Genomic DNA, 13,264 nt, shown 5'->3' with positions numbered 1-13,264 from the left:
ATCAGTCCGGCAACACTCTGCGCGCCCTTACCAGACCGCGATACCAGTCCCGTCGCGGACTGGATACCACCGGCGGGCGCAGGCTCAACAGACTGATCCGGGGCATCTCATCCAGGTGGCTCTGGGAGATCATGCTCAGTACCTGGGGGCGGGCGCCGTAGGTCTCGATGAGAAACTCCCGGGCCGCATCCGTCAACCTCACCCGGTAGTGTTTCACCAGTGCCAAGGCCAGACGCTCCGCGGCCCGACTCATGTCCTGTTCCACCTCCAGGACCATGGCCTCGCCCAGGACGCGTTTTTCCTGGGCACTCATGCCGGGTTCCAAACTGCCCAGGTAGCTGGCCTGGGTCGCGCCCACACCCCGCTGTATCTCGGGACGAGACAGACCGATGTGCGGCTCCAGAGCCAGGGCCACCTCAACCGCCAACTGCCTGGCACCATCCAGGGTGAGGAGCCGCCGCCGGCCATCCCGACGGGTAAAGAAACGCCGACCCCGTTTTTCCAGATGCTCGCCGTGAAGATAACTCACCAGATGCTGGCAGACCGCCTCGCGAGCGTCCTCATCCAGACTGACCACCCTCTCCACAATACGAAGCCCGCGACGACCCGGCCCTACGCGAAGCTGTTCCGAATCATCCAGGTCACGGGAAGTGAGTGTCTCCCAGGACTCCGACGCCCTGAGCAATTCCGCGTGGACACGCCCCACCTCCTGAAACGCCTCATAGGCGGTCCGGTACAGGCGCAGTGCCGTGGCCAGATTTTCCGCCAGGCGTCGTAGATCACCCCGGGGTTCCAGGTGGTTCTCCAGCAGGACCCTGCTCAGATCATCCACCAGCGTGGTCAGCTCATCCAGTGCCTGAACCACCCGCTCCACCAGCAGATGGGACGACAACCCCTCGGGTACTTCCTCGTAGGCCAGCAGGTCCACCTCCACCAACCAGGAAGCCAGGGCACGAATTCGATTGCTGGCGGCTGCTTGGGCAATACGGTAACGACTGCGGGCCGCTTCCATCTGATCCAGTGCCCCCGCCAGGCGCCATTTGCCGGTATAGCTGAACATCAGCATGGGAATCTCGCGCCCGTTGATCAGCTCGAACGCCAGCACCAGCATGGCTTCCACATCGGCGGTGGTCATCAGCAGGGGATTGTCCTGCTCGATGGCAGCCATGACCCTTTCCAGAAAGAATTCATCCCGAGGCACACCCTGTTGCAGCTTAGGGGCGCTGCCCAGATAGCGTTCTCTCAGGATACCCGCGGCGACAGGGGCAATCTGCCTGAGATCGGTGACGATACTCTCAAAGGCCTCGCCCCTTTCCTGATGGATGTCGCGGATACGGGAATACAGGCCTGCCCGACGAAACGTATCGATCTGGGCCAGCCAGCGTCCCAGCGGCTGACTGCCGGTGAGCTCTTCGCAGGCAAAGGCCACCCCTTCGGGCGAAAGATCCACCCGCTGCAGCAACTGCACGGCGGCCTCGCGGCGGCGGACTTCAGGATCCAGCCCCTCCATGGCCAGGTCCCGGACTGCCAGGATCAGATCCCCCAGCTTGTCGACGGCCTCCATGACATCGGCCTGTGCCTGTTCCTTGGCGGAACCGTGAACGCTGTCATAGACGATCTTGGCAATCAGACCGATCAGGCCGGACAGCACGGTGAAGCTGACGAAATAGGTCACCAACTCGATGGAAGGGGGGCGGCCATAGCCGATGTAGTAACCGCCGGAAAGACCCAGCACGGTCACCGGGCCTGCCGTCCACGCAATGTTCAGCAGGTTGCGGGAGACACGCGTACGCTTGACGGCCCTGGACCAGCGCTCGTAACGCTCATCATCCCGTCGACCCAGGGAGACGGTGTTTTCCCTGGACCGGGTGGATCGTTGCAAAAATCTGAACCAGCTCACTTCCCGACCGATGCTTGGTGAGGGCGGCACGCCGTACCGCCCTCATGGCTTGATAATTCACGGATAAGGATGTTCTGAACAAGTCGTTCCCGCAGAAGCGGGAATTCGGCCACAGACTACCGAAAATTCCGGACTCCCGCTTCCGCGGGAGTGACGGCAGCGGAGCGGGAGTGAGGGCAGCGGACTTGTTCAGTGTTTCCTGAAGGACATCGACCGGCGTGTGGCCTGATTCCTGAATTCAGATTCCCCGACTACAGACAGTCCCCAGCAGATACTCCCGGAAGTCATCCTTGAGATCAGGATGTTTCAGTGCGTATTCCACCGTTGCCTGCAGGTAGCCCAGCTTGCTGCCGCAGTCATAGCGGGTGCCGTTGAACCGATGGGCCAGTACCTGTTGCTCGGCCAGCAGATCCGAGATGGCATCGGTCAGCTGGATCTCGCCGCCGGCCCCTCTCTGGGTGGTTTCCAGCAGATCGAAGATACGGGGGGTCAGGATGTAGCGCCCTACGACGGCCATGTTGGAAGGCGCCACTTCAGGGGCAGGCTTTTCCACGATACCTTTGACATTCCACAGACGTTCAGACAACGGCTCAGGCGTGACCACGCCGTATTTCTGCGTCTCACTGGGCGGGACTTCTTCCACGCCCAGGACACTGCAACCATGCTGTTCGTAGACTTCCACCATCTGCTTCAATGCCCCCTGCCCCGCGCCGTCGATGAGGTCGTCGGCCAGGATGACGGCAAAGGGCTCATCCCCCACCACCGGCCGGGCGCAGCCCACCGCATGCCCCAGGCCCAGGGCCTCCGCCTGGCGGATATAGACGCAGGTCACGCCGGCAGGCAGGATGTTGCGCACGACCTCCAGCATCTTCTCCTTGCCACGCTCTTCCAGTTCCTTCTCCAGCTCGTAGGCCTTGTCGAAGTGATCGGGGATGGAGCGCTTGTTGCGTCCAGTGACGAATACCAGTACATCGATGCCCGCCTCCACCGCCTCTTCAGCGGCATACTGGATCAAGGGCTTGTCCACCACGGGCAACATTTCCTTGGGATTGGCCTTGGTGGCGGGCAGGAAGCGAGTGCCCATCCCGGCCACGGGAAAAACTGCCTTCCTTATCTTTTTTTGCATAAGCACGTCTTCGTTGGTCGAGTTGTATGGATTCAGTTCCGGAATTACTCAGTATAGGTGGATGAGATGACACAAAACAGAGAAGGGGCGGTAATGGCCGCCCCTTCTCTGTGCTTCCCGGCAGATGCGCGGATGATCCCGGCGCTGCGGGCAGGATCAATCCTGTTGCGCGTGGCTACCCAACTCGATCCGGTCCAGGTTCTGCTCCACGGTACGCGGGCCGATACCCGGCACCTGCATCAGCTGATGGACGGAGGTGAAAGGGCCGTGCTGCTCTCGATGAGCGACGATGGCCTCGGCCCGAGTCAGTCCCACGCCGGTCAGGGTACGGGACAGGGATTGGGCATCCGCCTCGTTGACGTTCACCGGCCCGGCGGACCAAGCGCCGGTGGCGGTGAACAGCAGGGAGAAAAGGACGATCAGGGACGTCAGACGTTTCATACCGTTGCCTCCTTGAGGATTTCCTTGGCGTTCCATGGTTCAAAGCGGGTCGTGTGTTCCTGCAATCCGTTGTACCCGCGACGACACTATCGCCCAATTCCCCCTCGGGTTCAAGCCGCGGCGGCGATCTCCTGATTGATCGCCGTCAGCACGGCAGCAGGGTCGTGAGCCTGGGTCACGGGACGACCGATCACCAGATGGCTGGACCCCAGACAAATGGCTTCTCCCGGGGTCATCACCCGCTTCTGATCGCCCAGTGCCGCATCCGCCGGACGGATCCCCGGCGTCACGCGCAGGAATGGCTCACCAAAGGCCGACTTGAGTGCACCGGCTTCATGGGCGGAGCAGACCACCCCATCCAGTCCGGCCGCGTGGGTCAGGGCCGCAAGATAATGGGCCTGCTCCGGCACCGTGCGGTTCACGCCACAACCGGCCAGATCGGCCTCATCCATGGAGGTCAGCACCGTCACCGCGATCAGCAGCGGACGCTGCCCTGTGGTCACCACGGATTCCAGTGCTTCCCGCGCCGCCGCCATCATGGGCCGACCACCCGCGGCATGCACGTTGACCATCCAGACCCCCAGGCGTGCAGCGGCACGGCAGGCACCGGCCACGGTATTGGGGATGTCATGGAACTTGAGGTCCAGGAACACCTGGAAATCCAGGGCATGCAGACGCTCGATCAGGGCCGGACCGGCACTGACAAACAGCTCAAAACCGACTTTCAGCCGACACTGTGACGGGTTAAGCCGGGACGCCACGGCCAGTGCGGCATCGGCATCGGGATAGTCCAGGGCCACGATGACCCGCGGGCCGGAGGAAATCTGGGACATGATCTAGACAAACCTCGTGATGAAAAACGGAAAACAGGACAGTGCGCCACCCAGCTCAAGAGGGCGTCAGACAGGTTTCCGGACGCTGTTCGATCACACTGTCGATGGGGCGGATGGTGGCCCAGCCCTGGCAGCTGGGACAATGCCAGAAATGGGTACGGGACTGAAATCCGCATTGGGTACAGGTGTTGCGGACATGCCCTTCCAGATATCGATCCAGCACCTGGATCGCCACCGGCAAGGCATCAGCCGCAGTGCCATTACGCTGTGCCTTGAGGCGAAGATAGACCGGCAAGAGTTTCAAGGGTACCGAATCCCGGGCCATTTCTTCCCGCAGCAGCGTGTCCAGACTATCCAGACGTCCCCGTGCTTCCAGGGCCTGGGCCAGCGCCAGGGACGTGGCCTCCGACGGATGCTGGTCGCGCAGTTCCGTCAGCAGGGATTCCAGACCTTCGGCATCCTCCAGCCGGATGAAGGCGTCCCGAATACGCGGGAGCACCAGGGAGGTGAATCCGGCATCGCGACGCATCACACGACCGTAGTGCTCCACCGCCAGTCGCGGATTGGCATCATCCAGGGCCAGATCGCCCATGAGGATGCCGGCGCGGGCGCAATCCCGATCAAAGCTCAAAGCCTTGCGGGCGTGCCGACCCGCATCAGGGGCGTCGCCCTTGGATCGCGCCGTCTCGCCCAGTTCACAATGGTACTGAGCGATGTGACGGTTCTGCGGATCGGTGGAAAATTCACACAACTGCTCACTGGCCCAAATGGCGTTGGCCCAGTCCCGCTCCCGCTCATACAGGGCACGCAGGCGTTGGTAGGCCTCCGCCTGGAGAAAACCCAGTTGGATAAGTTCCTTGAACAGGGATTCGGCCTGGTCCAGCAGACCGGCCTTCATGTAATCGCGTCCCAGTTCCATCAGGGCATTGGCACGCTGTGCCGGGTCCAGGTTCTCACGCTCCACCAGGTTCTGATGGATGCGGATGGCCCGGTCCACTTCCCCTCGGCGGCGGAACAGGCTACCCAGGATCAGGTGGGTCTCCACCGTCTCCGGATCGACATCCACCATGTCGATGAACACTTCCAGGGCGCGATCCGACTGTTCAGTCAACAGGTAGTTGAGGCCCTTGATGTAATGGCTGGAAAAGGCAACGGCCCGCTCGGGCTCGGAGTCTTGCCGAGCCGTACGACGGGCCGCCAACCATCCCGAGGCTGCCGCTACCGGCAGCAGCAGCCACAGGAGTTCCATCATGAAAATTACACCTTGCTGTTGCTGGGCAGTGCACGCAGTCTGGCGATTTCATCATCGGCACGCTTGCAGCGCTTGCGCAGCAAGCGCGCATCACGACCGCGGCGCATCACCAGACCACTGCAGGCCAAACCCCCGAGTATGGCCCCCAGCAGCATGCTGACGAAGACTACGATGGACAGCGGCACCTGGAAACTTTCCAGGTACAGGTGTACATCCACCTCCCCGGCATTAAGAATCGTAAAACTGGCCCCCAGAACAACGGCCAGGATGAGAACCAACGGAAGAATGACTCGACTCATGGGCTGCTTTCCCGATTGTGGACATTAGTGTGTTGCCACGTCAGCGGATCCCGGCCTTTTCCGGCTCATTGACCCGCTCCCGCAATTCCTTGCCAGGCTTGAAGTGAGGCACGTATTTCCCCGGCAGAGACACGGTCTCACCCGTTTTGGGGTTACGCCCTACCCGAGGCGGCCGGAAGTGCAGCGAGAAACTGCCGAAACCGCGAATCTCGATCCGGTCTCCGGTGGCCAGTGCCTGGCTCATCTGTTCGAGTATGGTCTTGACCGATAACTCAACATCTTTGTACGCAAGATGGCTCTGCTTGCGAGCCAGTATATCGATGAGTTCCGATTTCGTCATCGTCCTGCCCTTTGCATGTTACACGACCATGACTCTCTGCACGCAAAGATCCCCGGATGGATTGCATCCGGGGATGATGGCGCGAGCCTTACTTCTTCTCGGAATCGCCGCTGCCGGCCAGCTGTTCCTTCAACAGCGCACCCAGCGATGTGGTGGCTGCGGAGGAGCCGCTGTAGTCCTGCATCACTTCGGCTTCTTCGTCGCTTTCCTTGGCCTTGATCGACAGGGTCACGGTGCGGTTCTTGCGATCCACGCCCACGAACTTGGCTTCCACGGTCTCGCCGACGGTCAGCACGGAGCGGGCATCTTCGACGCGGTCACGAGACAGTTCGGAGGCACGCAGGATGCCGTCAACACCGTCACCCAGATCCACCACGGCAGCCTTGGCGTCTACTTCCTTCACAACGCCCTTAATGATGCAGCCCTTGGCGTTTTCGGCCACGAAGTTGGAGAAGGGATCCTTGTCCATCTGCTTCAGGCCCAGGGAGATACGCTCACGCTCGGGATCCACGGACAGCACCACGGCCTCAATCTCTTCACCCTTGCGGAAGTTGCGCACGGCTTCTTCGCCGGGCATGTTCCAGGACAGGTCGGAGAGATGAACCAGACCGTCGATACCACCTTCCAGGCCCACGAAGATGCCGAAGTCGGTGATGGACTTGATCACACCGGAGACCTTCTCGCCCTTGTTGTGCATGGCGGCGAACTCGTCCCAGGGATTGGCCTGACACTGTTTCATGCCCAGGGAGATGCGGCGACGCTCCTCGTCGATGTCGAGGATCATCACTTCCACTTCTTCGCCCACGACCACGACCTTGGCGGGGTTCACGTTCTTGTTGGTCCAGTCCATCTCGGAGACGTGCACCAGACCTTCGACGCCGTCCTCCACTTCCACGAAGCAGCCGTAGTCGGTGATGTTGGTGATCTTGCCGAACAGACGGGTGCCCACCGGATAGCGACGGGTGATGTTTTCCCACGGATCTTCGCCCAGCTGCTTCAGGCCCAGGGAGACGCGGTTGCGCTCACGGTCGAACTTGAGGACCTTGACCTGGATCTCGTCGCCGATGTTGACCACTTCGGAAGGATGCTTGACCCGCTTCCAGGCCATGTCGGTGATATGCAGCAGGCCGTCGATACCGCCCAGATCCAGGAACGCACCATAATCGGTGAGGTTCTTGACGATACCGTTGAGGACCATGCCTTCCTGCAGGTTCTTGAGCAGGGCTTCGCGCTCGGCGCTGTATTCCTTCTCCACCACGGCGCGGCGGGACACCACCACGTTGTTGCGGCGACGGTCCAGCTTGATGAGCTTGAACTCCAGTTCCTTGCCTTCCAGGTAGGCGGTGTCGCGCACGGGGCGAACGTCCACCAGAGAGCCCGGCAGGAAGGCGCGGATATCACCCAGTTCCACGGTGAAGCCGCCCTTGACCTTGCCGCTGATCATACCGGCGATGGTCTCGTCCTTCTCCATGGCCTCTTCGAGGCGTTCCCAGGCCTTGGCACGCTTGGCCTTCTCGCGGGACATGCGGGTCTCGCCGAAGCCGTCTTCGGGGGACTCCAGGGCCACTTCCACCAGATCGCCGATCTGGATTTCCAGCTCACCCTTTTCGTTGTAGAACTGCTCGATGGGGATGACGCCCTCGGACTTGAGGCCGGCATTCACCACCACCATATCGTTGGTGATGTTGATGACGGTGCCATTCAAGATGGAGCCGGGCCGCATCTCGATGGAGGACAAGCTCTCTTCGAGCAGTTGCGCGAAACTTTCAGTCATGGGTTGGTTGAACCTGCAAAATAGTATTTAGGCCTGCACAATCCCGTTGCAGACCGGTTATTCAAAAAGGATCCCGGGCTTGCCTGCCCCGGACCGTGGTCACACAGCTGTCACCAGGCCGCGTTTCGCCGCCAATGCGAGGATCTCGTTCAGGACCGCATCGATACTCATGTGGGTGGAGTTCACCTCAATGGCATCCTCTGCGGGCCTGAGCGGGGCCACGGCCCGCTCCGCATCGCGCCGATCACGTTCGGCCAATTCTTCTATGAGGGCTGGCAGGTTAGCACTAAGCCCCTGCTCCTTCAACTGCAGGTAGCGACGCCGGGCCCTCTCTTGTGTGTCCGCGGTCAGGAAAACCTTCAATGGCGCATCCGGAAAGACCACCGTGCCCATGTCCCGGCCGTCGGCCACCAGCCCCGGGGCGCTGCGAAAATCCCGTTGTCGGTCCAACAGGGCCTGTCGGACCGAAGGGATCGCGGCCACTTTTGAGGCGGCATCGCCGCAGGCTTCGGTCCGCAGCTCGCCGCCCACCACGTCGCCGTCCAGACGCACCCTGGGGGTGCCGGTGTCATCCAACTCGAAGCACACATCCAGATGACGGGCCAGCGCGGACACCTGCGCCACATCATCCAACGCAATCTCCCGACGCAGGGCGCCCAGGGCCACGAGACGGTACAGGGCACCGCTATCGAGGAAGGACCAGCCCAGCCGCTCGGCCAGCAGACGGCTCACCGTCCCCTTGCCGGAGCCACCGGGACCATCCAGGGTAATCACGGGCACGGACATCATGCGACCTCCCCCATGACGTGGATGTTCAGCCCTGCCCGACCGGCGAACTGGGCAAACCCCGGGAAGGAGGTGTTCACGTTGGCGCAATCCTGGATACGGATGGATCCCTGGGCGCGCAATGCCGCCATGGCAAAGGACATGGCAATACGATGATCGCCGTGGCTTTGCACCACACCACCCTGAAACCGGCCACCCTGGATCACGATGCCGTCCGGCGTGGGTCGGGCCCGGATACCGCAGGCGGCCAGACCGTCCGCCATCACTTGGATACGGTCGCTTTCCTTGACCCGCAGTTCCTCGGCACCGGTGAGTACTGTTTCCCCCTCGGCGCAGGCGGCTGCCACGAAGATGGCGGGGAATTCGTCAATGGCCAGGGGCACCAGGGCCTCGGGGATGCGGATCCCCTTAAGGGGCGCGGCACGCACCAGCAAGTCGGCCACCGGCTCCCCCCCCACTTCGCGAGGGTTTTCCAGGCGGATGTCGGCACCCATCAGTTGCAGGATGTCGATGATGCCGGTACGGGTCGGATTCACACCCACGTGCTCCAGAGTCAGTTCGGAGCCGGGCGCGATGCTCGCCCCCACCAGGAAGAAGGCCGCAGAAGAGATATCCGCGGGCACATCGATGGCCGTGGCTCCAAGACGTCCCCCGCCCTGCAGGCAGACCCGACCCTGGTCGCCGGCCACACCATAGCCAAAGCCTGTCAGCATGCGCTCGGTGTGATCCCGAGTCGGTGCCGGCTCGGTCACGCAGGTCCGACCCTGGGCGTAAAGACCGGCCAGCAGCAGACTGGATTTGACCTGCGCACTGGCCACGGGCATCTCATAGTCAATGCCCTCCAGCGACTGCCCGCCATGGATGGTCAGGGGTGGACGACCTTCGGGGCCGGTGTCGATGCGGGCACCCATGCGTGACAGCGGCTCGGTGACACGGCGCATGGGCCGACGACTCAGGGACGCATCGCCGGTGAGCACGGTGTCGAAGGACTGCCCGGCGAGCAGGCCGGCCATCAGGCGCATGGATGTCCCGGAATTGCCCAAGTCCAGAGGGGCGTCGGGCGTCTTCAGACCCTGCAAGCCCACGCCGTGGATGGTCACCCGTCCGGCTTCGGGGCCGTCGATCCGAACCCCCATGGCGCGAAAGGCCTTGAGGGTGGCCAGGCAGTCCTCCCCCTCCAGAAAACCACTCACTTCGGTGATGCCTTCCGCCAGCGCGCCCAGCATGATGGACCGGTGGGAGATGGATTTGTCACCCGGAACACGGCAACGGCCCTCAAGCCGCCCGCCCGGTTCCACCAGAAATTCCATCGTGCTGCTGTGTGTCATCTAGTCACCCCAAATCCATCAAAAAACACTCACTCACTGAACCGATCCCGAGCCGCCTTGGCACGCTGAAAGATCTCCAGCAGCCGATCGCCATCCCCACGGGACACCGCCTCGGTGATCATGCTCAGGTCTTCCTGGTAATGGGCCATCACCGACAGGATCGCTTCCCGGTTGGACAGGCAGATATCTCGCCACATCACCGGATCACTGGAGGCGATGCGAGTGAAATCCCGAAAACCACCGGCGGCATAGCGGAAAATCTCGTCCCGCTCCCCCATACGGGCCAGGCTGTCCACCAGGCCGAAGGCCAGCAGATGAGGCAAATGGCTGGTGGCGGCCAGGACTTCGTCATGGTGGGCCACGGACATGCTCTCCACCACGGCACCGGTTTCTTCCCACATGGTGCGCACCTTGGCCAAGGCGCTGATATCCGTGGTTTCCAGCGGGGTGAGGATCACCCGCCGCCCCTGGAACAGGGTCGGGAAGGCCGCCGCAACGCCGCTGCGCTCGGTACCGGCAATGGGGTGGCCGGGCACGAACCCATGGGGCAGTTCACCAAACCCCTCCCGCACCGCATCCACCACGCTGCCCTTGGCACTGCCCACATCGGTGATGGCGGCCTCCGGGTCCAGATGGTCGCGGATGGAGGCGCAGACACCACACATGGCCCCCAAGGGCACCGCCAGCACCACCATGTCGGCGCCGGCCACCGCCTCTGCCGGGTCCAGGCTGTAACGGTCGATCACGCCCAGTTCCACCGCATGGCGCAGATGATCCTCGGAACGGGAACACCCCACCACTTCCCGGCAGGTGCCGGCCTGACGCAGAGCCAGGGCCAGGGAGCCGCCGATGAGGCCGACACCGAAAATAGTCAGACGACGAATCACCGGGCCAGCACCTGATCCAGGGCGTCGATGAAACGCCGGTTCTCGTGGGCACGTCCCACCGTCACCCGCAAGTGATCGGGCAGGCCGTAACCGGCCACGGGGCGCACGATCACACCCTGGTGGAGCAGGGCCTGATACACCGGCCCGGCTTCCCGGCCCACGTCGATGCACAGGAAGTTGCCCACGGAAGGGATGAACCCCAGGCCCCGCTCACGACAGGCCTCGGTCAGGAAGGCCAGGCCTTCCCGGTTCACCTTGACGGATTCTCGCACGTGGGCGTCGTCTTCCAGGGCCGCCAGGGCACCGGCTTGCGCCAGGGTGTTGGTGTTGAAGGGCTGACGCACCCGGTTAAGGATATCCGCCACTGCCGGGCTGGAGACCGCATAGCCGATGCGCAGGCCCGCCAGGCCGTGGATCTTGGAGAAGGTGCGGGTTACCACCAGATTGGGGAATTCCGCCAGCCAGCGGGTGGTATCAGGATATTCGGCCTCTTCCACATACTCAAAATAGGCCTCGTCCACCACCACCAGGGCTTCTCGCGGCTGGGCGGCGATGAAGGCCTTGAGCACGGTACTGTCCAGCCAGGTGCCGGTGGGGTTATTGGGGTTGGCCACGAAGATCACTCGGGTATGGGCATCCACCCGGTCCGCCATGGCGGCCAGGTCATGGCCATAGGGCATCGCATGGCCCACGGGATTAGCGGGGGCGATGCGGGCCTCGGCATCCACTGCCTGCACCACCAGCGGGTAGACGGCAAAGGCATGGGCGGAGAAGACCCCATTGCGACCGGGGGACAGGTAGGCCCGGGCGATGAGTTCCAGCACGTCGTTGGAGCCGTTGCCCAGGGTGATGCAGGCCGGTTCCACCCCCAGCACCTCGGCCAGACGCCGACGCAGGGCAAAACCGCCGCCATCCGGATACAGGGCCAGGCCGTCCAGCAGCCCCCCCAGGGACTGGATGGCACGAGGACTGGGACCCAGAGGGTTTTCGTTGGAGGCCAGCTTGATGCTCTCGCGGATACCCAGTTCCCGCTCCAACTCCTCCACCGGCTTGCCGGGCTGGTAAGGCATCAGGCTCTGAACCCCGACATTGGCCAGGGCACGGTAGTCACAGCTCATGTTGTCTCCGGAGTTGATTCTTGGCGGCCGTCACAAGATTAACCGGCCGTGGAATGATGTGCTTCCGACTCCCGAATACGGGACCTACAGGACGGCCTTGGGGTAGGAACCCAGCACCTTGACCAGTTCCGCTTCCTGCTTCAGTTCCACCAGGGCCTTGGCCACGTGGGCATTCTGGGCATGACCCTCGATGTCCATGAAAAAGACGTATTCCCAGTTCACGCAATGAGAAGGTCGGGACTCGATCCGGGTCAGGCTCACATCGTTGTCGGCAAAGGGTGAGAGCAGGCCGTGGAGCGAGCCCGGACGGTTGCGAGCCGATATCAGCAGCGAGGTCTTGTCATTGCCGGAGGGGCCACTGGAACGGGGGCCGATCACCAGGAACCGTGTGGTGTTGTCCGGCGAATCCTCGATATTGGCCGCCAGCACGTTAAGACCGTAGAGTTCCGCCGCCGCCTCACTGGCAATGGCCGCGGCCCCCGGCTCTCTGGCCGCCCGCCGGGCCGCATCGGCGTTACTGCTCACGGGCAACCGCTCGGCATGGGGCAAACGGGCATCCAGCCACTCCCGGCACTGGGCCAGGGACTGCTGATGGGAATAGATCCGCTCCACCTGGGGCAGTTCGCCGACAACGGACAGCAGATGGTGATGGATCCTCAGTTCCACCTCACCGCAGATGCTCAGGGGTGACTGCATGAAGCGGTCCAGGGTGTGCGTCACCACCCCTTCCGTGGAGTTCTCCACCGGCACCACCCCGTAGTGGGCACTGCCGGATTCCACCTCCCGGAATACCTCATCAATGGCATTCATGGGCACGGTGTTGACCGAATGCCCGAAATGCTTGAGGGCGGCGGCCTGGGTGAAGGTCCCCTCCGGCCCCAGGAAGGCAATGGACAACTGCTGTTCCAGGGCCAGGCAGGCGGACATGATCTCCCGAAACAGACGGGCCATTTCCTCACTGTTCAGGGGGCCGGGATTGGCCGCCTGAATCCGGCGCAACACCTGGGCCTCCCGCTCCGGACGGTAGAACTCCGCCCGGGGGTCGGCGGCCCGCTTGATGCGGGCCACTTCCTGGGCGCAGTCGGCCCGCTCACTGATCAGACGCATGATCTCATCGTCCAGCGCATCGATACGCCGGCGAATACCGTCCAGCGTCTCCCCGTCCTGACCACTCATGTCT

At 62.8% G+C, this 13,264-nt stretch carries 13 protein-coding genes; all 13 read right to left on the bottom strand.

The genetic code is table 11. The features are described from left to right. Position 1 precedes the first annotated feature (1 nt). Positions 2 to 1,900: a hypothetical protein gene (locus tag LQ956_RS03495; RefSeq protein WP_238629492.1), complete on the bottom strand. Its 1,899-nt coding sequence runs from the start codon at positions 1,898 to 1,900 to the stop codon at positions 2 to 4. A gap of 238 nt (positions 1,901 to 2,138) precedes the next feature. Next, entirely contained in the window at positions 2,139 to 3,026 is an 888-nt protein-coding gene (gene galU, locus LQ956_RS03490; protein WP_238623315.1) for a UTP--glucose-1-phosphate uridylyltransferase GalU, read from the bottom strand. A 156-nt stretch (positions 3,027 to 3,182) separates the two neighbouring features. Continuing rightward, complete coding sequence (locus LQ956_RS03485; RefSeq protein ID WP_238623314.1) at positions 3,183 to 3,467, bottom strand: ComEA family DNA-binding protein; 285 nt, start codon at positions 3,465 to 3,467, stop codon at positions 3,183 to 3,185. A 110-nt stretch (positions 3,468 to 3,577) separates the two neighbouring features. Further along, positions 3,578 to 4,300, bottom strand: coding sequence for an orotidine-5'-phosphate decarboxylase (pyrF, locus tag LQ956_RS03480; protein ID WP_238623313.1), 723 nt, complete (start codon positions 4,298 to 4,300; stop codon positions 3,578 to 3,580). A gap of 55 nt (positions 4,301 to 4,355) precedes the next feature. Further along, entirely contained in the window at positions 4,356 to 5,552 is a 1,197-nt protein-coding gene (gene lapB, locus LQ956_RS03475; RefSeq protein ID WP_238629491.1) for a lipopolysaccharide assembly protein LapB, read from the bottom strand. Positions 5,553 to 5,557: 5 nt separating this feature from the next. Next, complete coding sequence (locus LQ956_RS03470) at positions 5,558 to 5,851, bottom strand: LapA family protein (protein WP_238623311.1); 294 nt, start codon at positions 5,849 to 5,851, stop codon at positions 5,558 to 5,560. A 40-nt stretch (positions 5,852 to 5,891) separates the two neighbouring features. Then, positions 5,892 to 6,191 (bottom strand): integration host factor subunit beta, encoded by a 300-nt coding sequence (locus LQ956_RS03465; protein WP_238616609.1) that lies wholly within the window; start codon positions 6,189 to 6,191, stop codon positions 5,892 to 5,894. 88 nt (positions 6,192 to 6,279) lie between these two features. Next, positions 6,280 to 7,965 carry a 30S ribosomal protein S1 gene (gene rpsA / locus LQ956_RS03460; protein WP_238629490.1) on the bottom strand — a complete coding sequence of 562 codons (1,686 nt, stop codon included), beginning with the start codon at positions 7,963 to 7,965 and terminating at the stop codon, positions 6,280 to 6,282. 99 nt (positions 7,966 to 8,064) lie between these two features. Beyond that, positions 8,065 to 8,751 carry a (d)CMP kinase gene (gene cmk, locus LQ956_RS03455; RefSeq protein ID WP_238622648.1) on the bottom strand — a complete coding sequence of 229 codons (687 nt, stop codon included), beginning with the start codon at positions 8,749 to 8,751 and terminating at the stop codon, positions 8,065 to 8,067. Further along, complete coding sequence (gene aroA, locus LQ956_RS03450; protein WP_238622646.1) at positions 8,751 to 10,079, bottom strand: 3-phosphoshikimate 1-carboxyvinyltransferase; 1,329 nt, start codon at positions 10,077 to 10,079, stop codon at positions 8,751 to 8,753. The genes cmk and aroA overlap by 1 nt, the downstream gene beginning before the upstream one ends. Before the next feature lie 29 nt (positions 10,080 to 10,108). Further along, a complete protein-coding gene (locus LQ956_RS03445; protein WP_238622645.1) occupies positions 10,109 to 10,966 on the bottom strand; it encodes a prephenate dehydrogenase in 858 nt (285 codons plus the stop codon). Beyond that, entirely contained in the window at positions 10,963 to 12,084 is a 1,122-nt protein-coding gene (hisC, locus tag LQ956_RS03440) for a histidinol-phosphate transaminase (protein ID WP_238622644.1), read from the bottom strand. The genes LQ956_RS03445 and hisC overlap by 4 nt, the downstream gene beginning before the upstream one ends. A gap of 84 nt (positions 12,085 to 12,168) precedes the next feature. Continuing rightward, a complete protein-coding gene (gene pheA, locus LQ956_RS03435; protein WP_238622643.1) occupies positions 12,169 to 13,260 on the bottom strand; it encodes a prephenate dehydratase in 1,092 nt (363 codons plus the stop codon). Positions 13,261 to 13,264: the final 4 nt, after the last annotated feature.

Source organism: Ectothiorhodospira lacustris (genome assembly GCF_022227845.1).
GTDB classification, from domain to species: Bacteria; Pseudomonadota; Gammaproteobacteria; order Ectothiorhodospirales; family Ectothiorhodospiraceae; genus Ectothiorhodospira; species Ectothiorhodospira lacustris.
This window is presented reverse-complemented; position numbering and strand designations above follow the sequence as displayed.